The following is a 20,993-nucleotide window of genomic DNA, read 5'->3' on the forward strand; positions in this document are numbered from 1 at the left end:
ATACACCAATTACCTTGAAGTTTAAAATTACTTGCGCAGGTGCATTTAAGTTGTTTAAATGCTTTTACGCTTGTTTTGTTTGGAGGAGCCACACATTTATTGTTAACTTTAATTATACAAAACACAACACTATGGGATTTATTAAAGAGTTCAAAGAATTTGCTGTTAAAGGCAATGTATTAGATTTAGCCGTTGCAGTAGTTATTGGTGCGGCGTTCAGTAGCATTGTAAAATCGCTTGTTGATGATATTATTACGCCGGCCGTTTTAACGCCCGCTTTAAAAGCCGCCCATTTATCAAATCTTAGTCAGTTAGTGGTGCCCGGCACGGCCATTAAATATGGTAACTTTTTATCGCAGGTTATCTCATTCATTATCATAGCCTTATCGATGTTTATTATAATAACGGCTATTAACAGGTTCAAGAAAAAAGAAGAAGCCGCGCCATCGGCACCGCCTGCACCATCAAAAGAAGAAGTGTTGTTAACCGAAATACGCGATATTTTAGCTAAGAAAGCTTAATGGTTGACGCTGGAAAGGTAAAGCAAATTGCCCTTTCGCTCCCCGAAGCCACCGAAGAGCCGCACTTTGATAAAACATCATATCGTGTAAATAAAAAGATATTTGCTACGATGGTATCTGAACACAGCCGGGCTACGGTTAAACTTTCCCCTGCCGACCAGGATATCTTTTGCACGTTTGATAGTTCGGTAATATACCCCGTGCCCAACAAATGGGGCAAGCAAGGATGGACGCACATCAACCTATCCACCGTAAAAGAAGAAATGCTTGCCGAAATATTAAAGGCCGCCTATTGCGAAGTAGCGCCCAAACATTTAGCAGAGCTGATAACTTTTGAGTAGATAAAACCCTTTTTTGGTCTTCTAATTTCGACTATGGACTATGGACTATCGACTATGGACTATGGACTAAAACGTCTTCGGCAGCTTAGGGTTGGTTAGTATAACATAGTCGCCCATTTTAGCGAATTTTGTCCAGTCGGGGTTGTCAAAGCTGTCGTCGGCATATGCGGCGATGTTCATGATGCGCACCTTTGGCAGGTACTTTTTTAACTGTGCCGCGGTACCCATCTTTTCTTCGCTATGAAACCCGCCATTCACCTGGAACACTTTGTAGCCTTTATGCGCTTTCAGGAATTGTGCAATGTTCCAGCCCATAGTTGCATCCCAAACGTTTTGCGATTGGTATATCTTTAAGTTGCCCATTGCGCTGTGCCCGCCCATAATAGCTACAAATTTTTCGTAGTAAGGGCCAGTAGCTGTATCAATAGGCAGGGGGGCCAGCCATGCTTTGGCAGCAGCGCTAAGCTGATCAAGACTGTTTAAGCCGTTGCGGGTAACCATATTGGTGTACCGGGTAGGGGCGTTAGCGGCAACCACAGGTATATGAGCCGCCTTTGCGGTTTCTATCATGGGGCGGTAATCCTTATAGTTTTTCCAGGCGCGGCCTTCCGTTATCAGATTTTTCTCGCGTATCATATCTGCCAGGTACTCGTTCAGCACCGTCTGGCAATCCGTTTGGAACATTTCCATCGATAAGGCTGTTTTGCCGGCATATTTATCTGCTATTTTTTTAAAAAGCAGGCTTTCCAGGTAATGGCCGGTGCTGTCGTTATGTTCTTCGCCAAAAAACAGCACGTCGGCTTTATCAAGATCGTTTATGATCTCGTCGACTGTTGCCGGGCGCTGTTTTGCCGTATTGTATATTTTGTAGTTTTGTGCCATAGGGTCCTGGCAAAAGGCAATGGCAGGTAATAATAATAGTAGAAAGCTGGTCAAAAACTTCATATTGTGCTTAGGTATGTTAATAAGTTAATAAATATACACTATTAAATAACAACATTTGTATTTGAAAAGTACTAAAAAAAGGCTACATTTGCGCTCTTGTTTTTAAAAACGGCGATAGCATAACAGAATAAATATATCATGAAAAGAACATTTCAGCCCTCACAAAGGAAAAGAAGAAATAAGCACGGTTTCCGTGAGCGTATGGCAACTGCTAACGGCAGAAGGATACTTGCGGCAAGAAGAGCAAAAGGCAGAAAAAGATTAACTGTATCTGACGAGCGCAGCCACAAAGCATAATTACGGTTGTTTACTCCTTTTGTAAGGAGCCGAACCGGCTGTGTAAACATTTTTTCGGTTCAGCAACAACAACTATGTACACTTTTAAAAAAGAAGAACGGTTATGTAACAAAAAGCTTATCGAAAGCCTTTTTCATAACGGTTCTTCTTTTTTATGTTATCCCTTTAAAGCTTCGTGGATGCCTGCCGATAGCGGGCAGCTGTTCCCTGTACAGATAGTATTTTCTGTAGCCAAGAAGCGTTACAAACGCGCTGTGGACCGTAACCTGGTTAAACGCCGCATGCGCGAAGCCTACCGGCTAAATAAGCAGGTACAGTTATACGATGTGCTTAACGGCGCCGGTAAAAAGCTGGTGCTTTCTGTAAGCTACATTGGTAAAGAAATATCCCCTTATGATTTTTTTGAAAAAAAAATGCTTAAGCTTTTAAAACAGCTTGCAGGGGAGGCTATTAAATGAAATTTTTGTGGGGTATAATCAAAAGCATTACAGGGGCTTTTTTTTTGCTGCTGATAAAAATATACCAATACCTTATATCGCCTATATTGCCTAACGCATGCAGGTATACACCCACCTGCTCTCAGTACGGCATCGAAGCCATAAAAAAGCACGGGGCGTTTAAAGGCGGTTGGCTAACCATAAAGCGTATAGCCCGCTGCAACCCCTGGGGCGGCCACGGGCACGACCCGGTACCTGATTAAGTCCATAGTCTTGAGCCGAAAGTCAAAAGTCATATATTTGAACTTTTTAACCATAACTTAAGACTTAAGATTTAGAACTTACGACTTAGAATGATACTACAGATAGAAACGGCAACCACATCATGTTCGGTGGCTTTAGCGCAAAACGGCCAGGTATTGGCTTTTAAAGAGATAAACGCCCGTAATATGCATGCACAGGTAATAACTGTGTATATTGATGAGCTGATAGCGCAAACAGGCGGCACCTATGCATCGCTTGATGCCATTGCCGTGAGTTGCGGGCCCGGGTCGTATACTGGGCTGCGCATTGGCGTATCAACCGCAAAAGGGCTGTGCTATGCGCTGGATAAACCACTGATAGCTGTGGAAACTTTAGCCGCTATGGCAGGCGGGGCAGCTGCCGAAAACGGCATTGATAGCAATACATTGCTTTGCCCTATGATAGATGCCCGCCGTATGGAGGTTTATACTGCCGTGTTTACTGCCACCGGTGAAATGATAAAACCAACAGCGGCCGAGATCATAGATACGAATAGTTTTAGCGATATACTTGCTGCCCGGCAGGTTCTATTTTTTGGCGATGGGGCAGATAAATGTATAGATACCCTGGGCCATAATCCTAATGCCCGTTTCCTGCGAAACTTTGTAAACTCGGCAACCCACCTTACCGGCCTTGCGTTAGAAAAGTTCAACCGTGGCGAGTTTGAAGATGTTGCGTACTTTGAACCGTATTATCTTAAAGATTTTATTGCCGGCAAAAAGGCCGGGGAGAACTAATCCTTATGGAACACGCTGTTCCACATGCGCTTCAGGAAACCCGGCCTGTCGCCAAGAGGCACATGGCTTGCATTTAATGGGTGCTCAATCATGTCCCCAAATTTTATCGAAAAGCCCAAATAGAAATCGGCGCCCGAGAACCCGGCGTTTTTATTGATCTGTGAATTGCTTTTGCGTGCAGCCCGCAGCAAACTTACCGACTGCATAACCCTATCGCTGCCAATATAAAACTCGATATTCGGCGATTTTACCATAAACTGCAGGCCCGCGCTAAATATGCCGTAATTATTGTACGATGTGGTCAGGGTGCCCACAAGGTTATTGTATTGCAACGGGTTAACCAGCGCGGCTGTATAGCCATCATAAAAAATCTCTTTTTGTAATACAGCGGTTGGCGAGTATTTAAAGCGCTTTTCATAATCCAGCCAAAACGATCTGTTGGCGCTTAGTTCTATTTTTCCGTTGGTGGGGCTGGTAAAGGCCTTTTCAACGTCGGCCGAGTGTACAATATCGTAAACGCTGCCATACAAATTATCCTCGCGGCGGTTACTGCTAATGGCCGGTGCAGTGCGCGTAGTGTTAAACTCGCCAACATTAGATTGTGCGCTCCAGTGTATAAAACCAACATCTTTTACATTAAACTGGATGTTGTAATTATCGCGTGTTTTAAAAATAGTACCAATACTTATTGAAGCCCCCGGGTTTTTAAAAGATGGGATAAGATCGTGCTTACTGAAACCGCCCGGTAAATAATTGTTGCGGTTGCGCCCCTGCAAGGTGATGATGGCGGCATCATTGGCCCTGTCAAACGTAATATGCGACCCGTCTATTTGTAATTGCTGATATTGTATACCAAGCAGTGCGCTTAACTTTACACCAAAAGCAAAGCTTTTGCTTATTTTTTCGCGATAACTGGCGCTTATCTGGTGATAACTTTGATACGTATAATTACTATTAAATATGTTCGAATAATCGTCCCTGTCGAAATTTTGGCTGCCGGCAAGCAACAACAGCGTTTCGTCGGTAAACAGTCCACGGCCTTCACCACGGGTTTGGGTAGCAAAGCCTATTTCCTGGTTTCCGTCTAAACTGCTGAAAACCTTAAACATTATAGAGTATATGTTCGCGTTTGCGTTGGCCCTGCTAAATCGGCCTTCTTCTATTGTTAAGCCGGTGTTGATGTACCTTCCGTCGAAAGCCCGGTTTTTTAGCGGCACTTGTGCGTTGCCTGTAAGATATAAATTGCTGTTAAAATTTGGGATAAAGAGGTTGAAAGCTATTTTATTGCTTGTATCGGGGATAAAGGCGGCCTGGGCAGGGTTTTCGAACGAATCGTATAGTGTGCCAGTATTGTACTGAGAAAATTGCTGGCCAAAAGTTTCAACAGAAATGAATAGAAAACAAATTACCAGTAAAAAATTCTTCATACACGTTCCCGATGCCTGTTGCTTTATGGATGCCGGGGCAGCCTTGTAAAAACTTTTCAAATATTTTAAGCTTTAACGTATTTGTTGTATTTAGGTTGTGTGATCGGGTGTTTTTTAATCGCTTTTTTTATTAACAACAGTATCCGGCTGATTTTGTAGTAAGCAAAAATTTGTATAAAAATTCTTGTCGGTTGCGGCAAACTGATACGATGCGGCGTAAAAATTCTTCCAGGATAACGGGTTGTTTTTATATGCAGAATAATAATCGTCTGTTAACCCGTTCTTTAATATTTGCTGCGCGTTTTTGAAGTTCATGAAAAAGGCGACATTACTGCGCTCGGCCTGCAGATTGTCAAATTTTACATACTGCTGGGTTTTGTTCAAAAACTTACGGTTAAAATAAGTGTCGTTGTAACTATCCAGCTCTTTTATGCTGTTGGCTAATATCAGGTAATTATCGATAACTCTGAAATATGGTTTTTTGAAAGCGCTGAAAACATCACCCAATAAAAAGTAGGGCACTTTTAAATAATTGAACTGCCCGGCATCATCAGTTATCATCCGGCTGATGTTGTTTACAAAGGGCTTAAGTTTTGAGCCGTTCTTTACCGATATAATGGCTATTCTTTCCTGGTAGCGGGTGGTTACAACGGCAAACTCGTTACCAAGCAAATTGGCAAACTCGCGTTGCAGGCTCAGGCCTGTTTCTGTTTTAATTTTAGCGAACAAAGCATCCTTTTCAGCATGCAGGCCGGCGTTGGTATAAAACTCAGACAGATCGGCGGAGAATTTAACAGGATCGGATACCGCCAGGTTTACGGCGTAAGCTGTTGTAGCCGGGTAAAGGTCTTTTAACTGGTTGGTTACCGGTTGTTGTTTAGTAAAAATGTTTAAATAAGTACCAGGCTTATTGGTTTGTATATTGCTATAACCGCTAAACATAATGGCATCATTTTTAAAATTAAGGTTTAGCGCCGCTAACGCGGGCAGCAGCCTGAAAGGTTTAAAAATATCGGTATTGCTGTTTTTGAACAATTGCGAAAAAAGCGGCCCCAACCGTTGGTAATTGATATACAAATTGGCCAGCGAGTTTGAATTTTGCTGATCGGGCAGCAGCATAAACGCTTGTTTGTCGCGGTCGGCCTTGTAGTTGGCGTATAGGGTTATCAGCTCTTTTGAAAAGCTGCCCGAAAATATATTAGCATCAATGTTGATGATATAAAACCGTTTTTTTAACGAGTTAAAATAAATATTATAGCCCCGCTTTTCGCCGATTTTTAAAGGGGTTATCAGCATGCCCGCTTTTTGCTTTGCAGCCAGATTATCAAAACGGGAAATGTCAAAATCCTTAGCCGCCGATGTGGTGAGCAGCAGGTCTGGCTGGTTAGTAGTTAAAGGGTGTACCGATATAAAAACATTACGTCCGTTGAACGATGTGCCAAGTTCGGCGCTCCCGAACAAAACCTTACGCACCGTATCAAGCTCGCTTATTTTTTGTCCGCCTATCAGGTTTTTGAGCAGATCATTGCCATTATAAATATCATAAAAACTTTTTTCGTTGGTAAATTCAAATACAACCGCCGCATTATCCGGAATGGTGCGTATAATATTACCGGCGTGCATACCAGAGGTATTTAAGTTTTTAAAATACTTAAAGGTTATAAATGCCGTTGCGGCAAGTAAAAATAGAGTAATAACTATTAATCGTTTCATTACGTATTTACGTGTGCAATTTATGAGTAATTATTGATTGAACGATTGAAAATCGCTCACCTTTCACCTCATTTGGTTAACTTAGCCTTTTATATTTGCATGAACAAACAAATCATCATTACGGCATCGCTGCTTGGCGCCCTGGCCGTTATTGCCGGTGCTTTTGGCGCGCACGCGTTAAAGGCCTCGTTATCTCCGTACCAGCTCGAAGTTTGGCATACAGCCGTGCAATACCAATTTTACCATGTGTTTGCCCTGCTGTTCCTGTCAACCTTTACACGTTTTAAAAACAAGGTTATTGTAAGCGCATATTACCTTTTTACCTTTGGCATCATATTGTTCTCAGGCTCGCTTTACCTGTTGGCCTGCCGCGATGTTTTAGGAATGCCTGGTTTATCGGCATTAGGCCCCGTAACACCAATAGGTGGTTTGCTGTTTATTATAGGATGGGCGTTTTTAGCTTTCGCTGCTTTCAGAAACAAATAAACCAATGTTAGAATTTGCCGATGGCTTGCAGCCTACACGTAAAACACTTTTTGTTGAAGTGATTTTGCCCTTAGCTATAAGCCGTAATTATACTTACCGCGTGCCTTTTGAACTTAACAGCGCCATAGCTGCAGGTAAAAGGGTGGTGGTGCAGTTTGGCAAAAGCAAACTTTATACAGCCATAGTATTAAATATAACCGAGCTTGCGCCCCAAAAGTACGAGGCCAAATACATTATTGATATTTTAGATGAACAGCCGGTAGTTACCCCTCGGCAGCTGCAGTTTTGGCATTGGCTTGCCGATTATTATATGTGCAACACAGGCGAGGTAATGAACGCGGCGCTTCCATCGGCGCTGAAACTGGCCAGCGAAACCCGGATCATACTGAATAAAGACTTTGAATACGACAAGTCGGCACTAAATGATAAAGAATTTCTGATAGCCGAAGCGCTGGATATACAGCCCGACCTTACCATAAGCGATATTGCGAAGCTGTTAGGGCAAAAAACGGTAATGCCTATCCTTAAATCGCTGTTCGAAAAAAATATCATCAATATATCCGAAGAAGTAAACGAACGTTATAAACCCCGCAAACGCACTTATATAACGCTTAACCCGGCCTATCATAATCAGGATAACCTGCGCGAGCTGTTTGTTATTCTTGAAAAACGCGCCCCTAAACAGGCTGATGCCGTGCTGGCGTTCATCAAATTATCGCGTGGGCAAAAAGCGGTATCGAAAAGCGAACTGATAGAGGAAAGCGGTAGCGGCGACGCGAGCATCAGATCGCTGATAGAAAAAGAGGTTTTTTTTGCTGAGGATAAAACCGTTAGCCGGCTTGGCTACCATGAAGATGAGGACCAGTTAAGCAATTTTGTATTAAGCCCGGCACAGCAAACAGCACTCGAAGCAACAAAAGAGCAGTTTTTGCAAAAAGATGTGGTGCTGCTGCATGGTGTTACCTCATCGGGCAAAACGCAGATATATATAAAGCTGATAGAAGATATGATAGCGACCGGCAGGCAAGTGCTTTACCTGCTGCCCGAGATCGCTTTAACTACGCATATCATAGAGCGGCTACGGATATATTTTGGCGGGGCCATTGGCGTTTATCATTCGCGGTTCAACGATAACGAACGGGTAGAGGTTTGGCAAAAGGTGCTGAATAACGAATATAAAGTTGTGCTTGGCGCCCGTTCATCGGTGTTTTTGCCCTTTAGCGATCTGGGGCTGATAATTGTTGATGAAGAGCACGAAACATCGTATAAACAGTTTGACCCGGCACCGCGCTACAACGCCCGCGATACTGCCATTTACCTGGCCAACATGTATAAAGGCAAGGTGTTATTGGGCTCGGCGACGCCATCATTCGAAACGTATTTTAACGCCCGGGGACATAAGTACGGCTTAGTTGAATTAACCGAGCGCTACGGTGGCGTGCAGTTGCCCTTAATAGAGGTGGTAAGCATATCCGAAGAAACCAAACGCAAAACCATGCAATCGCATTTTAGCAGTGTGCTGATGCAGGATATACAGCTTGCGCTTGATCATAAAGAGCAGGTGATCCTGTTTCAGAACCGTCGGGGATATGCGCCCGTGCTCATGTGCAGGGTGTGCGCTTATACCCCAAAGTGCATTAATTGCGATGTGAGCCTAACTTACCATAAGCATACCCACAAGCTGCATTGCCATTACTGCGGGTACAAAGAAGATAACCCAACCGTTTGCCCTGCCTGCGGATCAACCAATTTAGAATATAAGGGCTTTGGCACAGAGAAAGTAGAAGACGAGCTGTCTGTACTGATGCCGGATGTTCGGCTGGCACGTATGGATCTTGATACCACACGTTCGCGTAACTCGCTGCAAAACATCCTGAACAACCTGGAAGAAAAAAAGATAGATATACTGGTGGGTACCCAGATGGTTGCCAAAGGCCTGGATTTTGCAGATGTAACGGTTATTGGTATCATTAATGCCGACAGTTTGCTGAAGTACCCCGATTACCGGGCCAACGAACGCAGTTACCAGATGCTGGCGCAGGTTAGCGGCAGGGCAGGGCGCCGCGGGAAACAAGGCAAGGTGGTTATTCAAACCTACGACCCTAACCACCGGGTGATAAAACAAGTGATCGAAAATAATTACAGCGACCTGTATTTTACCGAGATGGAGGAACGCAAAAGTTTTAAATATCCGCCTTATTTCCGCATCATTAGCCTGGATATCAAACACAAAAACGCCGAGATATTGTACAACCAGGCCGAGTACCTGGCCGGCGAATTACGCAGCCATTTTGGCGACCGCGTTATTGGCCCCGAGGCGCCGCTTATCAATCGTATCCGCAATTATTACATTAAATCTATCATGCTTAAGTTCGAGCGTGATACCATTTCCATTGTTAAGGCAAAAGCCATTATCAGGGATGTTATTACAAATTTCCAAACCACCAAACTAAGCAAAGGCAGTATAATACAGCCTGATGTTGACCCTTACTAAATTTTCTTCCGAATCTTTCAAGTTCTTTCAATTTCTTTCAATTTCTTTCAATTTCTTTCAATTTCTTTCAATTTTTTCCAATAAAAACCGGTTAAGTATCATTAATTATTAGTGATACTTATGAAATATATTATTCATAAAATTATGTCGGGTAATTAAAGGTTTATAAATTGTTTTATATGGCAAGTCTATTTTCTTAAAGGCCTGTTTGCATACCCAGTATTGGGTATTTTTGCTTGTTAACGCCAAATCCTATTGTCGTTGATGGGTAATACGTATATATTTATCGAAGCTTAAATCCTTAATTATGAAACTATTGATACAAACATCACCCTCACGACATCGGTCCCCAAAGGTGTCTCATTGCTGCCCGATAAAAATTGCAAGGCAAATAACAGATCATTGTTAAAGTGATAGTGTCGGCATTATCAAATAAGGTTGGGTAAAATATCATACCGGCAGTATAACAAATATTGTTTGCATAATAATATTATGCGTGGGTGAAAACACCCTAAATATATGTGATTATAACTCGGCCCGCCAACACATATTGAACCTACTTTTAATCCTGAAAATCCACCCTGTTAACCGGGTAATTTTAAAGCTAAAATGATACTTAAACCACACTTACACCATCATGAAACAAACTAACAAATTAACTATTGTACTAAACTTGTTTTTAGGGCTGAGCTTTGCTGCGAATGCGCAGGCGCCTGCCGATAAACAAGCAGAGCTGAAATACCGTCGCAGCTCGTTACACCTTATCCTGCTGGAATCAGAAGACTTTCCGCGTAAGGAGGTAGTAATGAAAGCCTACCACGAGGCCCCGTTCCCGGATAAATATAATAACCATGCAATTGACGTAAATAGTGTGGACCCGACCCCATATGCGCTTACAGACGCGGAGAAAATCACAGCGGGTACCAAAAAAACCGGCATGGCTGCTTTGGGTGCTAACATGTTAGCGGGCGCAACCGCGGGTATTGTTGATAAAGACGCGGCCGACATGCCGGTTATAACCGATAAGATCATTAAAGACAAAAAGATAGCCAACAAGTTAGTCGCCAAGTGGTTTAACCGCCAGGCCGATGGCTCTTTTGACATGAAGCTTGTTGGCGAGCGCGGATCGTATGACGCTACCGAAATGCAGGCAAACATTGCCAAGGGCAGCGCAAGGGGCACAGCCTCCTTATCAGACGCAGGTGAAGAGTTAATAGGCAACACCTTTGTTGTATTAACACGCCTTAAATTTATAAGTAACGAACCTATTGCCGCTGCCATACGCGAGGTAGCCAAACTAAAAGCTAATAATTTACCTGCCATGTTCCAGCCGGCTGCATATAAGCTGCTGGATGTGGCCTATAATAAGGCTAAAGAAGGCTACTCGGTATGGACCACATCTTACCTGTACCGCCTGAAGTGGAACGACTCGATCGCAGCCGTTTTTTATAATGATATGTGGATGGAAAAGGGAAAGACAGATGCGAAGAAGAAAGCGGCTTTTGATAACAACAACCTGTTTCAGATGGAGTATATCGGCAGCGAGAAGTCAAGCAGCCTGGTTACTTTTTCGCTAAAGCAAACCCGTACCGAAGATCAGATTGTTGAACTGGCAACCGTGCGTAACGTTGAGCATGTTTTTGCCAAGCTGCAAAAAGCATACGAAGTGTTTAAACCCAAAACACCTATATACTCCGGCGAACCCGTTACCGCTAAAATTGGTATGAAGGAGGGGCTTGAGGGCGGCGAAAAATTTGAAGTGCTGGAGCAAACCTTAGACCCTAAAACCGGCCTTACCACCTACGTAAAACGCGGTACCGTAACCGTGGATAAGAAGAAAATATGGGATAACAGGTTTAACGCGGGCGAAGAAGTTTCGGAAAAGGACGAAAAAGACAAAAAGGATAAAAACCAGCCAGAACTTGACAGGACATACTTTAAAGGCGGTGGTAAATTTTATGCCGGTATGCTTTTAAGACAGATAAAATAAAACCAAATAAAACATGACAATGAAGAAATATACCACAATATGGATGCTGCTGCTGATAACTGGCTTTTCGTCGGCAGTTAACGCCCAAACAAACAAAAAGGCAAATGCCGATACCGAAGCATGGCGCTACGAACTGGAAGTAGCAGGCACTGGCGTACAGGGCACTTATCTTTTAAAAGTATGGTCGTATTCAAAAAAACCAAACGTGGCTATTGAGCAGGCTAAAAAGAATGCTGTGCACGGTATTATATTCAAAGGCTTTGCAGGCGACCAGGGTATACTGGGCAAACCGCCGCTTACCACCAACTCCAACCTGGAGCAGGAGAAAGACGAATGGTTTAAAGAATTTTTTGCCGATGGGGGTAAATACCAAAAATTTGTTTCGCTGGCAAGCGATGGTGCCGTAGCTGCCGAAGACCGGATGAAAGTTGGTAAGCAATACAAAATTGGTGTGCTGGTTTCTGTTAACGTAGCCCTGCTGCGTAAGGACCTGGAAGATGCAGGTATTATTAAATCATTAAGCGCAGGGTTTTAAAGTTTACTATTATGAAGAAAAATTTACTGTACTTAAGCCTTGCCGCGTTGCTGGCATTTACCGGCTGCGCCGAGCAAAAGAAGTTAAACAGCAGCTACACCTATAAAACCCAGTGCCTGGGCGTTGAGTTCGACGGATCGCAGAACGTGATATCGTTTTCAGATAAGCGTAACAAAGAGGATGCTATTGAGGATGCAAAAAGGGCCGCTATACGTGATATACTGTTTAGCGGATTAACGGAAGGTAAACCGGAATGCGAGGTAAAGCCTGTGGTGACCGAAGCAAACGCCTACGTTAACCACGAAGCATATTTTACCCGGTTTTTTGCGAATGATTACCGCCCGTTTGCAACTTTCAAAGAGGAGCGTGCAGGGCAAAAGGCAAAAAATCAAAAAGTGAAAAACGTGGCGCAAAGCACGGGCTATGTATTCAGCATCAACCGACAGGGCTTAAAGCAAAAAATGATCTCTGACGGTATAATTCCTAATCAATAAAACTCAACCCTTATAAATGAAACGACAGATAATTAAAGCAGCCCTTTTATCCCTGATGATATTAGGTGCAATAACATCAGGATACTCGCAGGCCAAAAAACCAACGCTGATGGTTGTGCCAAGCGACGTGTGGTGCAATACAAATGGTTATATGCAAACGTATGACGACCAGGGCACCAAAGTAAAGATACCCGATTATAAAAGGGCGTTCCAGGAAAACAGCGATCTGCTGGCCGTTATAAGTAAGATAAACGGCGTGATGGCCGAGCGTGGCTTCACTGTGAAAAATATGGAGTCGGTTGTTAAAACGCTGGAATCGGAACGTGCCGAAGATGCCGTGCTTACCTCAAAAAGCGGCGCCGGCGTATCCGAAAGCCCGATGGATAAGTTAAAGAAAGTAGCCAAGGCCGATATCATTATCCAGCTTACCTGGGATGTGTTAAGAACAGGGCCGAAAAAATCGGTACGTTTTACCCTGCAGGGGCTTGATGCTTACACCGATAAAGAGGTGGCTACCGCCGGCGGTACGGGCAACCCGTCGTTTTCGGCAGAAACAGCCGTGTTATTAGAAGAAGCTGTTGCCGATAAGATAGACAACTTTAACGCGGGCCTTCAAAGGCATTTTGACGATATGTTTGCCAATGGCCGCGAAATTATAATCCGCATCAAAAAATTCGATTCGTGGAAGAACGATCTTGAAACCGAGTACGGGGGTAAAGAGCTGAACGTGATCATTGAAGATTGGGTGCGTGCCAATTCTGTTAAAGGCCGTTTCAGCAATAGCGATGCTACCGAAAACATGATGTTGTTTGAACAGGTGCGGATTCCGTTATACGATGCAAACGGTAACGCCATAGATGCGCGCGCGTTTACCCGCGGCCTGCAAAAAATGCTTGCCGCCGCTCCATATTCTATTGTAAATAAATTAACGGCCAAAGGCCTTGGCCAGGCTGTAATAGTACTTGGTGAAAAATAATTAAGATATAACATGAAAAAACTGATCATAAGCTGCCTGTCGCTCCTGATGTTTGCAGGCGCCTACGCGCAAAACGCCCCTGCTCGGTCAAACGACCGGGGTAGGGTTACCCTTGCGGCTTACATACCCGACCAGGCCGATGAACTGCCTGATGCAGCCCGCAATATGCTGGCGAATAAACTTAACCAGATCATAAGCCAGAATGGTTTTGGCGGCGAGGAAGGCGAACGTTTTATCATAACCGCCAACGTGGTGGTAGTTACAAAGAACATGCTGTCGACAGCGCCGCCAATGACCGCGCTTACGCTTGATGTTAACTTGTACATTGGCGACGGCTACGAGGGCACCAAGTTTGCCAGCACAGCCGTATCGGTTAAAGGTGTAGGCGAAAACCTGGCTAAAGCCTATATCAATGCGTTTAAAAACATCAACCTAAACGACCCTAACTTGCAGGCCTTTGTAGATAAAGGCAAAGCGAAAATTATAAGCTACTACAACACCCACTGCGATGTTATTATTAAACAGGCGCAAACGCTGGCAAGTACCGGCCGTGGCGACGAGGCCATTTACAACCTTACATCGGTACCGAAGGCATGTGTTAATTGCTATGGGCGCGCAATGGCAGCTGTACCTGCTATCTACAAAAAACAAATAGAAAAAGACTGCGCAACAAAGCTTAACCAGGCTAAAAACGTTTGGGCCGCCAACCAGGATATCAACGGTGCTAATGCGGCAAGCGAAGTGCTGTCGCAGATAGACCCGCAGGCGAGCTGCTATAAGGACGTAAAGGTTTTTGTTGCGCAGATGGCAAAACGCGTTAAAGAAATTGATAACCGCGAATGGAACTTCAAGCTCCAGGAACAAAAGAATGATATGAGCATTATAAACGCCGCGCGCGATGTGGCCGTGGCCTACGCCGCGCAACCCCGAACTACCGTATACAACGTGCACGGCTGGTGGTAAAATATTGCGGCAGCTAATGTTAAAAATATTAGTAGTTAACAACCAAAGCCTTATTGTAAAGCCATGACAGAAGCCGGCAATTTGCCGGCTTTTTGTATAACTTTGTTTTGTAATGGCGTACAAGTTTATTGATAATTACCGCGAGCAGGGCGCACGTAAAAGGCTGGTTGAACTATTGAGAAAGAAGGGTATCGAGGATGAAAAAGTATTAACCGCCATTGGTAAAGTGCCCCGGCATTACTTTTTCGACGAAACGTTCTGGAACCAAGCCTATAAGGACATCGCTTTCCCGATAGGGGCCGGGCAAACCATTTCCCAGCCTTATACAGTTGCTTATCAAACCGAGTTGTTACACATCCAAAAGGGTGATAAGGTATTGGAAATAGGTACGGGCTGCGGCTATCAAACATGCATACTGATGGAACTTGGCGCAAAGGTGTTTACCATTGAGCGCCAGGAAAAACTATACGAGCGAACCATACAGGTATTACCTTATATGGGTTATAAGCCCAAATTCTTTTTAGGGGATGGATCTATTGGCATAGCATACGATGCACCGTACGATAAGATAATTGTTACTGCAGGCGCCCCAACCGTACCCGAGGTGTTATTGAAACAATTAAATATAGGTGGTATTATAGTCATCCCCGTAGGCGACGAGCAATCACAAAAAATGGTAACCGTTTTGAAAACCGCCGAAAATGATTACGAACGCCACGTGCTGGACACCTTCAGGTTTGTGCCGCTGGTAGGTGATAGGGCTTGGTGATTCAGTTGGCAGTAGCTATTACTGACATTGTGAAATGTGCAAACTGCATACGGCCCTGCAAACTACTGCTTCATCGCCCTGTCCATCTCGATCTTCGTGTCGCGCTCTTTCAGGGTTTCGCGTTTGTCGAATGTTTTTTTACCCTGGGCAAGGCCTATCTCCAGTTTGGCAAAGCCTCTGTCGCTGATAAAAAGCGCGAGGGGCACAATGGTAAGGCCCTTTTCCTCGCCGCGGTTATGCAGCTTTTTTAGTTCTTTTTTGTGGAGCAGAAGCACCCGGTCACGCTTGGCCTCATGGTTGTAGAACGACCCCATCGAATATTCGGATATGTGCAGGTTACGCACGTACAATTGATTATCGATAAAGGTGCAGAAAGCATCGTTTAAATTGGCTTTACCCTCGCGTATCGATTTGATTTCGGTGCCCAGTAGCTTTATACCGGCGGTGTATTTATCCAGTATATGGTACTCAAAGTATGCCTTTTTATTCTTGATATATATGTTCTGCTCCATTACGCTGCAAATATGCAATTATTTTTTTCTTTGCGGTTTAACAACCAGCACGGGGATGTTTACCTTATGCCTCACCGCGTCAACCGTTGTGCCAAAAATAAGGTCTTTTAAAACTTTATGCCCGTGCGACCCCATCACCAGGAAGTCTGTTTTAGTATCCTTAACAATTTGGGCTATCGAGGCAGCCGGACTGCCAAACCCGATGTTAGCTTCGGCTTTATAGCCAAGCTTAATTAATACAGCCACATATTTATCCAGGTTGTCGGCATCGCTTTGGGTCTCGTTATCCATTACCTGTTTGCCATAATAGCGCGCGCCGGCGGTTTCAACAACGTGAATAAGGGTATAATGGGCCTTTTTGCCACCCTGCATCAATGCATGCCGGATACAATCCTGATCGTTGCGCGAAAAATCGATGGTAATACCTATCTGTTTATAGCTTACGGCGTCGAGGTTATCTAATGCCGCCGCGATACCATGCGGTACATAAATTGGCTGATCAGCATGTTTATATAGCAACGGCCGAAGAAATACATATAATAGCAGTAGCCCTATAGCCACTGCAACGGGGGTTATAACATAGTTAACCAGGGTAGCCGAGCCGGGGCTCGCGGCGGCCCACGTTTCTATTTCCTGTATCACCAGCCTTACATTTAGCCCTACTATCAGCGTAGCAAAAGTCCAGGCCAATACTTTAAGCGGAAGGCTGGTTGCGAACTTACCCATGCGTTTTTTGTCGGATGTGAAATGTATCAGCGGGATAATGGCAAAACCCAACTGAAGGCTCAGTACCACCTGGCTTAAAATCAGTAATTTACCTAAGCCTTCGTCGCCGGCATGTAAAACGGTAAAAAAGGCCGGTACAATAGCCAGCAGCCGCGTTAACAAACGCCGTAGCCATGGCGCAATACGCAGGTTCAGGTGACCTTCCATAATGATCTGGCCGGCAAGTGTACCGGTAACGGTCGAGCTTTGCCCGGCAGCTATCAGCGCTATGGCAAACAGCGCCGGGGCAAGCTTCCCGAAAATGTTGGTGAGCAATTTATGCGCGTCCTGTATTTCGGCAACCTCGTGATAGCCGCGGCCAAAAAATGCGCTGGCAGCCAGTATCAATATTGCCGCGTTTACAAAAAAGGCCAGGTTAAGTGCAATGGTGGTATCCCAAAAATTATATCGTATAGCATTTTTTACGCCTGCTTCGCTGCGGTCTATCTTGCGCGTTTGCACCAGCGACGAGTGCAGGTACAGGTTATGCGGCATTACCGTAGCGCCAATAATGCCTATAGCAATGTAAAGTGCCTGGTTATTCAGCGTGGTGGGGATAAAGCCCCTTGCAATATCTACCACATCGGGCTTTACAATAAACATTTGAGCCAAAAATGCTATGCCTACCACAAATATCAGCGATATGATAAAGCCTTCCAGTTTTCGCATGCCCTTATTTAACAGGAAAAGTAGCAACAAGGTGTCGAGCAAGGTTATGGATACGCCCCAGATCAACGGCAGGCCAAACAGCAGGTTTAAGCCGATGGCCATACCAATGATCTCGGCCAGGTCGCAAGCGATGATGGCTATCTGGGCCAATATGTAAAGGCAAAAATTAATAAAGCGCGGATAGGTATGTTTTGATGCCTGTGCAAGATCCAGCCCCCTGACGATACCCAGCCTAACCGCCAGATTTTGTAAAAGCAGCGCAATCATGTTTGACAACAGCAAAACCCAGATCAATTTATACCCAAACTGGCTGCCCGCGGCCAGGTCGGTTGCCCAGTTACCCGGATCCATGTAACCAACGCTTACCAGGTAAGCAGGCCCTAAAAACGAGAGTAATTTGCGCCAGCCGGTCTTGTTTTCGGTTGTTACGGTATTGTGAACATTTCCTAACGAATGGTTATCGTGTGTTGTTGTCATAAAGCTATCAGCAGGTTGTTTGCCACATCGCGGCTAATTTGTATTTCCTTGTTATCTATATCCAGTATCACGGCGTTATCGTACTTTATTATTTCTTTTACGGTAACCCTTTTGCCGATGGTAAGCCCCTGTTTCTCCAGGTATTGTAAAAATGCCGAAGAATGCTCCCTAACGCCCGATATTGTGCCACTGGCATTAACAGCAATTGCAGAAATGGGTTTCAGATCGTTCTTTTTAAAGTTGCCGTTGCTATCGGGTATGGGGTCGCCATGCGGGTCGCGGGTGGGGAAGCCCATGAAGGCATCGAGGCGGTCAATTAACTCGTTCGAGGAAATGTGTTCCATTTCTTCGGCCATTTCATGCACCTCATCCCATTTGAAGTTTAGCTTTTCAACTAAAAAGTATTCCCATAGCCGATGCCGCCGGATAATGTTTACCGCAACCTTTTCGCCGGTTTTGGTTAACGTAACCCCCTGGTAGCGGGTGTAATTGATCAGTAGCTTTTCGGCAAGCTTCCTCAGCATATCGGTTACCGACGATGCTTTGGTGGCCAGCTCGGCCGCTATTTGGTTAGTGCTTACACTTTCGGCTATCATTGATAGCTTATAAATAGCTTTCAGGTAGTTTTCTTCTGCTAAAGTATACATTTATACAAATCTAATAATTTTTTTAGTTGTGTCTAAAAATACAAATTAAAATCAAATAAGTTTTGCATAAATAGTTTTAAAAAAAATTATATTTTGTGAGATGCATAATGCTTTATATTTGCACGTACCATGGCTCAAGAATTAGACAAAATAGACCTTCAGATACTAAAAATTTTACAGGAGAACGGCCGCATAACAAACTTGCAGCTTTCAAATGAAATAGGCTTATCGCCCGCGCCAACTTTAGAAAGAGTGCGTAAACTGGAAAATGCCGCGTTTATAAAAAGCTATCATGCCCTGGTAGATGAAGAAAAACTTGGGCTGGGTATTAAAACCTTTATACAGATATCCCTGGATTTTCATCAAAAAAATACTATTCAAACTTTTTTAGATGAAATACAAACCATTAAAGAAATAACAGAGTGTCATCATGTTACGGGCCAGTGCGACTTTTTACTGAAGGTGTATGTACGGGACATTAAATCGTACGAACAACTGATCATGGAAAAGATAAGCCGTATTACAGTGGTTAAAACTTTCCAAACCATGATGATCATGAGCACCAGCAAAAAAGAACCGATAGTGCCGCTTGAATATTAGTTTTGAATGTGCAGATATGCAGATTTCAGATGTGCAGGTGAACTCAAAACTCGCCTGCACATTTTTAGTTTTATAGCTCTTAACCCCGCATCTGCATATTTGAACATTTGAAATTCGCACATCTACAATTGCCAATCAATCGGCTTTTTCCCCTGTTTTACCAGGAAATCATTAGTTTTTGAGAACGGTTTCGACCCAAAGAACCCGCCGTGGCTAACCGCTAATGGTGATGGGTGAGTGGATTTAATGATCAGGTGGTTGTTGTCAGGGTTGATTAGGGCGGCTTTTGATTGGGCGTAGGCCCCCCAAAGTATAAACACTATACCTTTCTTCTCGTCGGATAAGGTTTTGATAGCTGCGTCAGTAAACTTTTCCCAACCCTTTTTTTGGTGTGAGCCGGCCGTTGCAGCCCTAACTGTTAAGGTAGCGTTTAATAACAGCACGCCTTGCTCGGCCCATTTGGTGAGGTCGCCGGTTTGGGGGATATGGAAGCCCGGGATATCGGTTGATAGTTCCTTATATATGTTTTTTAACGACGGCGGCACGGCCACTCCCTGTTGTACCGAAAACGACAAGCCGTGTGCCTGGTGCGGGCCATGATAGGGATCCTGGCCCAATATCACAACCTTAACATCGTCAAAAGGTGTAATGTTAAAGGCGTTAAAAATGTCGGCATTTTTGGGGTAAATAATGTGGCCGTTGTCTTTCTCGGTTTTAAGGAAAGCTTTAAGGGTGTGCATGTACGGCTTTTCAAACTCTGCGCTTAAATGTTCCTTCCAAGATGGGTGTAATTCTCCTGCCATAAATATTAATACTGGTGTTTTATTTAGCTTACAAATAACGATATTTGCACACTGTTTTTATACTAATACAAATTATGTCGAATATAGTTAGGTTAATTGTTGCTTGTGTTATAATGGGTGCCGGGGTTACATTCTGCGCCTTTGGTTTTTGGGGATGGGGGATACTGATATTTTTATTAGGCGGTATTACGTTGCTTACCTTCTTTTTTAATGAGAATATGCTGCTTGCCCAATTTTATCTGCGCCGCGAAAACTCAGAAAAGGCCGAAGCAGCCCTGCTTAAAATAACCGACTATGAAAAACAACTTTACAAAAGCCAGCATGGTTATTACAACCTGTTAATTGGTTTAATAGAATCGCGCAAGGCTCCGTTAAAATCAGAGAAATACTTCAAGAAAGCCCTTCAACTGGGCATGGGCATGTCGCACAATATTGCGCTGGCCAAATTAAGCCTTGCTGGTATATCAATGGCAAAACGCAACAAACGCGAGGCCGAGATGTATTTGAAAGAGGCAGCAAAGGATGACAAGAACAAGCTACTTGCCGACCAGATAAAGATGATGAAGGGCCAGATGTCGCAAATGGATAAGCAGCAGGTAGTGCGCGGCGGGTTCCGTCAAAAATTCTAAAAAGAAACAATAAACGCTTATTTTTCGTTCAGGTGGCTGAAGTAATCAGGCTCTGATGAGCTGGTTTTCGATGGCTCGATGTGCCTGTCGATGATATGGCTGTAATAACCATGATCTGCATCTGGTTCGGCAGGTTTTGATACCTCAACTATTTTTAGCAGGCTGCGGATAAACGACAGGTCGAAATTGCTCCTGTTCAGTTTTATCAGGTATTCGTTTTCGGTTATTTCAAGGATTGAATTAGTCATGGTATTCAATTATAGTGTGTACGGTATAAAATTCAATAACTACTATTAATTGAAAGTTGTGCTTGCTTTACCTTTTTGTTAAGAAATTTGGAAAATCTGGGGAGTTCATATTGATGGTTCATAGTTCATAGCCAATAGCCTCATTACTGTGGAGCGATAGGGACGTGGCAATCTTCGACGTGCATATCGCCGACTTTTCTATCGAAGATGCTACG

At 44.0% G+C, this 20,993-nt stretch carries 24 protein-coding genes; 16 read left to right on the forward strand and 8 right to left on the reverse strand.

The genetic code is table 11. From position 1 onward, the window contains the following. Positions 1–131: 131 nt before the first annotated feature. Both mscL and GWR56_RS14385 read left to right on the forward strand, forming a co-directional pair. Positions 132–521: a large-conductance mechanosensitive channel protein MscL gene (gene mscL, locus GWR56_RS14380; protein WP_162431921.1), complete on the forward strand. Its 390-nt coding sequence runs from the start codon at positions 132–134 to the stop codon at positions 519–521. Continuing rightward, positions 521–862 (forward strand): MmcQ/YjbR family DNA-binding protein, encoded by a 342-nt coding sequence (locus GWR56_RS14385; protein ID WP_162431922.1) that lies wholly within the window; start codon positions 521–523, stop codon positions 860–862. Before mscL ends, GWR56_RS14385 begins: the two co-directional genes overlap by 1 nt. 66 nt (positions 863–928) lie before the next feature. On the opposite strand, the gene GWR56_RS14390 is transcribed toward GWR56_RS14385, so the two are convergent. Next, entirely contained in the window at positions 929–1,807 is an 879-nt protein-coding gene (locus GWR56_RS14390; protein WP_162431923.1) for a ChaN family lipoprotein, read from the reverse strand. Between the two features lie 138 nt (positions 1,808–1,945). Between GWR56_RS14390 and rpmH the strand changes: the two genes are divergently transcribed. The 4 genes from rpmH (at position 1,946) to tsaB (ending at position 3,581) form a co-directional block, all read left to right on the forward strand. Beyond that, positions 1,946–2,104: a 50S ribosomal protein L34 gene (gene rpmH / locus GWR56_RS14395; protein ID WP_162431924.1), complete on the forward strand. Its 159-nt coding sequence runs from the start codon at positions 1,946–1,948 to the stop codon at positions 2,102–2,104. 74 nt (positions 2,105–2,178) lie between these two features. After that, positions 2,179–2,562: a ribonuclease P protein component gene (locus GWR56_RS14400; protein ID WP_162431925.1), complete on the forward strand. Its 384-nt coding sequence runs from the start codon at positions 2,179–2,181 to the stop codon at positions 2,560–2,562. Further along, positions 2,559–2,804 carry a membrane protein insertion efficiency factor YidD gene (gene yidD / locus GWR56_RS14405; protein ID WP_162431926.1) on the forward strand — a complete coding sequence of 82 codons (246 nt, stop codon included), beginning with the start codon at positions 2,559–2,561 and terminating at the stop codon, positions 2,802–2,804. Before GWR56_RS14400 ends, yidD begins: the two co-directional genes overlap by 4 nt. Positions 2,805–2,894: 90 nt before the next feature. Continuing rightward, the gene (gene tsaB / locus GWR56_RS14410; RefSeq protein WP_162431927.1) at positions 2,895–3,581 is read left to right on the forward strand and encodes a tRNA (adenosine(37)-N6)-threonylcarbamoyltransferase complex dimerization subunit type 1 TsaB; all 687 of its coding nucleotides are present in this window, start codon (positions 2,895–2,897) and stop codon (positions 3,579–3,581) included. Here tsaB and GWR56_RS14415 read toward each other — a convergent pair. Continuing rightward, positions 3,578–5,068, reverse strand: coding sequence for a DUF5723 family protein (locus GWR56_RS14415; protein ID WP_162431928.1), 1,491 nt, complete (start codon positions 5,066–5,068; stop codon positions 3,578–3,580). The genes tsaB and GWR56_RS14415 overlap by 4 nt on opposite strands. A gap of 54 nt (positions 5,069–5,122) precedes the next feature. Then, positions 5,123–6,721: a hypothetical protein gene (locus GWR56_RS14420; RefSeq protein WP_162431929.1), complete on the reverse strand. Its 1,599-nt coding sequence runs from the start codon at positions 6,719–6,721 to the stop codon at positions 5,123–5,125. 99 nt (positions 6,722–6,820) lie between these two features. On the opposite strand from GWR56_RS14420, the gene GWR56_RS14425 reads away from it, so the two are divergent. The 8 genes from GWR56_RS14425 to GWR56_RS14460 all read left to right on the forward strand — a co-directional run bounded on the left by GWR56_RS14425 (position 6,821) and on the right by GWR56_RS14460 (position 15,428). After that, positions 6,821–7,207, forward strand: a complete 387-nt coding sequence (locus tag GWR56_RS14425; protein WP_162431930.1) for a DUF423 domain-containing protein — start codon at positions 6,821–6,823, stop codon at positions 7,205–7,207. A gap of 4 nt (positions 7,208–7,211) precedes the next feature. After that, a complete protein-coding gene (gene priA / locus GWR56_RS14430; protein ID WP_162431931.1) occupies positions 7,212–9,701 on the forward strand; it encodes a primosomal protein N' in 2,490 nt (829 codons plus the stop codon). A 637-nt stretch (positions 9,702–10,338) separates the two neighbouring features. Beyond that, a complete protein-coding gene (locus GWR56_RS14435; protein ID WP_162431932.1) occupies positions 10,339–11,691 on the forward strand; it encodes a hypothetical protein in 1,353 nt (450 codons plus the stop codon). Between the two features lie 19 nt (positions 11,692–11,710). Further along, entirely contained in the window at positions 11,711–12,226 is a 516-nt protein-coding gene (locus tag GWR56_RS14440) for a hypothetical protein (RefSeq protein WP_202925324.1), read from the forward strand. Positions 12,227–12,237: 11 nt separating this feature from the next. Continuing rightward, a complete protein-coding gene (locus GWR56_RS14445) occupies positions 12,238–12,720 on the forward strand; it encodes a hypothetical protein (protein WP_162431934.1) in 483 nt (160 codons plus the stop codon). Positions 12,721–12,736: 16 nt separating this feature from the next. Continuing rightward, positions 12,737–13,696 (forward strand): DUF6175 family protein, encoded by a 960-nt coding sequence (locus tag GWR56_RS14450; RefSeq protein WP_202925325.1) that lies wholly within the window; start codon positions 12,737–12,739, stop codon positions 13,694–13,696. Positions 13,697–13,708: 12 nt separating this feature from the next. Next, positions 13,709–14,659 carry a hypothetical protein gene (locus tag GWR56_RS14455; RefSeq protein WP_162431935.1) on the forward strand — a complete coding sequence of 317 codons (951 nt, stop codon included), beginning with the start codon at positions 13,709–13,711 and terminating at the stop codon, positions 14,657–14,659. Between the two features lie 112 nt (positions 14,660–14,771). After that, entirely contained in the window at positions 14,772–15,428 is a 657-nt protein-coding gene (locus tag GWR56_RS14460; RefSeq protein ID WP_162431936.1) for a protein-L-isoaspartate(D-aspartate) O-methyltransferase, read from the forward strand. Positions 15,429–15,490: 62 nt separating this feature from the next. On the opposite strand, the gene smpB is transcribed toward GWR56_RS14460, so the two are convergent. The 3 genes from smpB to GWR56_RS14475 are packed head-to-tail and all read right to left on the reverse strand — an operon-like array spanning position 15,491 to position 18,498. Then, positions 15,491–15,940, reverse strand: a complete 450-nt coding sequence (smpB, locus tag GWR56_RS14465) for an SsrA-binding protein SmpB (RefSeq protein ID WP_162431937.1) — start codon at positions 15,938–15,940, stop codon at positions 15,491–15,493. Between the two features lie 18 nt (positions 15,941–15,958). After that, a complete protein-coding gene (locus GWR56_RS14470; RefSeq protein WP_162431938.1) occupies positions 15,959–17,851 on the reverse strand; it encodes an Nramp family divalent metal transporter in 1,893 nt (630 codons plus the stop codon). Further along, positions 17,848–18,498: a metal-dependent transcriptional regulator gene (locus tag GWR56_RS14475; protein ID WP_162431939.1), complete on the reverse strand. Its 651-nt coding sequence runs from the start codon at positions 18,496–18,498 to the stop codon at positions 17,848–17,850. The genes GWR56_RS14470 and GWR56_RS14475 overlap by 4 nt, the downstream gene beginning before the upstream one ends. A 129-nt stretch (positions 18,499–18,627) precedes the next feature. Between GWR56_RS14475 and GWR56_RS14480 the strand changes: the two genes are divergently transcribed. Continuing rightward, the gene (locus tag GWR56_RS14480) at positions 18,628–19,098 is read left to right on the forward strand and encodes an Lrp/AsnC family transcriptional regulator (protein ID WP_162431940.1); all 471 of its coding nucleotides are present in this window, start codon (positions 18,628–18,630) and stop codon (positions 19,096–19,098) included. Positions 19,099–19,220: 122 nt separating this feature from the next. Here the strand turns inward: GWR56_RS14480 and ung are convergent, their stop codons facing one another. Continuing rightward, complete coding sequence (gene ung, locus GWR56_RS14485) at positions 19,221–19,901, reverse strand: uracil-DNA glycosylase (RefSeq protein ID WP_162431941.1); 681 nt, start codon at positions 19,899–19,901, stop codon at positions 19,221–19,223. A gap of 74 nt (positions 19,902–19,975) precedes the next feature. Here ung and GWR56_RS14490 point away from each other — a divergent pair, with 74 nt between their 5' ends. Continuing rightward, on the forward strand, positions 19,976–20,530 hold the full coding sequence (locus GWR56_RS14490) for a DUF2892 domain-containing protein (RefSeq protein WP_162431942.1): 555 nt from the start codon (positions 19,976–19,978) through the stop codon (positions 20,528–20,530). A gap of 17 nt (positions 20,531–20,547) precedes the next feature. Here the strand turns inward: GWR56_RS14490 and GWR56_RS14495 are convergent, their stop codons facing one another. After that, positions 20,548–20,778, reverse strand: a complete 231-nt coding sequence (locus GWR56_RS14495) for a hypothetical protein (RefSeq protein WP_162431943.1) — start codon at positions 20,776–20,778, stop codon at positions 20,548–20,550. Positions 20,779–20,993: the final 215 nt, after the last annotated feature.

Origin of the sequence: Mucilaginibacter sp. 14171R-50, assembly GCF_010093045.1 — a bacterium.
Classification (GTDB): domain Bacteria; phylum Bacteroidota; class Bacteroidia; order Sphingobacteriales; family Sphingobacteriaceae; genus Mucilaginibacter.

Bases quoted from the DNA above. Each gene is read 5' to 3' on its own strand.
- smpB (WP_162431937.1), bottom strand. From the start codon at position 15,940: ATGGAGCAGAACATATATATCAAGAATAAAAAGGCATACTTTGAGTAC.
- GWR56_RS14490 (WP_162431942.1), top strand. From the start codon at position 19,976: ATGTCGAATATAGTTAGGTTAATTGTTGCTTGTGTTATAATGGGTGCC.
- GWR56_RS14475 (WP_162431939.1), bottom strand. From the start codon at position 18,498: ATGTATACTTTAGCAGAAGAAAACTACCTGAAAGCTATTTATAAGCTA.
- GWR56_RS14385 (WP_162431922.1), top strand. From the start codon at position 521: ATGGTTGACGCTGGAAAGGTAAAGCAAATTGCCCTTTCGCTCCCCGAA.
- priA (WP_162431931.1), top strand. From the start codon at position 7,212: ATGTTAGAATTTGCCGATGGCTTGCAGCCTACACGTAAAACACTTTTT.
- GWR56_RS14480 (WP_162431940.1), top strand. From the start codon at position 18,628: ATGGCTCAAGAATTAGACAAAATAGACCTTCAGATACTAAAAATTTTA.
- ung (WP_162431941.1), bottom strand. From the start codon at position 19,901: ATGGCAGGAGAATTACACCCATCTTGGAAGGAACATTTAAGCGCAGAG.
- GWR56_RS14440 (WP_202925324.1), top strand. From the start codon at position 11,711: ATGAAGAAATATACCACAATATGGATGCTGCTGCTGATAACTGGCTTT.
- GWR56_RS14425 (WP_162431930.1), top strand. From the start codon at position 6,821: ATGAACAAACAAATCATCATTACGGCATCGCTGCTTGGCGCCCTGGCC.
- GWR56_RS14450 (WP_202925325.1), top strand. From the start codon at position 12,737: ATGAAACGACAGATAATTAAAGCAGCCCTTTTATCCCTGATGATATTA.
- GWR56_RS14460 (WP_162431936.1), top strand. From the start codon at position 14,772: ATGGCGTACAAGTTTATTGATAATTACCGCGAGCAGGGCGCACGTAAA.
- GWR56_RS14400 (WP_162431925.1), top strand. From the start codon at position 2,179: ATGTACACTTTTAAAAAAGAAGAACGGTTATGTAACAAAAAGCTTATC.
- tsaB (WP_162431927.1), top strand. From the start codon at position 2,895: ATGATACTACAGATAGAAACGGCAACCACATCATGTTCGGTGGCTTTA.
- GWR56_RS14455 (WP_162431935.1), top strand. From the start codon at position 13,709: ATGAAAAAACTGATCATAAGCTGCCTGTCGCTCCTGATGTTTGCAGGC.
- GWR56_RS14420 (WP_162431929.1), bottom strand. From the start codon at position 6,721: ATGAAACGATTAATAGTTATTACTCTATTTTTACTTGCCGCAACGGCA.
- GWR56_RS14435 (WP_162431932.1), top strand. From the start codon at position 10,339: ATGAAACAAACTAACAAATTAACTATTGTACTAAACTTGTTTTTAGGG.
- GWR56_RS14390 (WP_162431923.1), bottom strand. From the start codon at position 1,807: ATGAAGTTTTTGACCAGCTTTCTACTATTATTATTACCTGCCATTGCC.
- GWR56_RS14495 (WP_162431943.1), bottom strand. From the start codon at position 20,778: ATGACTAATTCAATCCTTGAAATAACCGAAAACGAATACCTGATAAAA.
- rpmH (WP_162431924.1), top strand. From the start codon at position 1,946: ATGAAAAGAACATTTCAGCCCTCACAAAGGAAAAGAAGAAATAAGCAC.
- mscL (WP_162431921.1), top strand. From the start codon at position 132: ATGGGATTTATTAAAGAGTTCAAAGAATTTGCTGTTAAAGGCAATGTA.
- GWR56_RS14445 (WP_162431934.1), top strand. From the start codon at position 12,238: ATGAAGAAAAATTTACTGTACTTAAGCCTTGCCGCGTTGCTGGCATTT.
- GWR56_RS14470 (WP_162431938.1), bottom strand. From the start codon at position 17,851: ATGACAACAACACACGATAACCATTCGTTAGGAAATGTTCACAATACC.
- yidD (WP_162431926.1), top strand. From the start codon at position 2,559: ATGAAATTTTTGTGGGGTATAATCAAAAGCATTACAGGGGCTTTTTTT.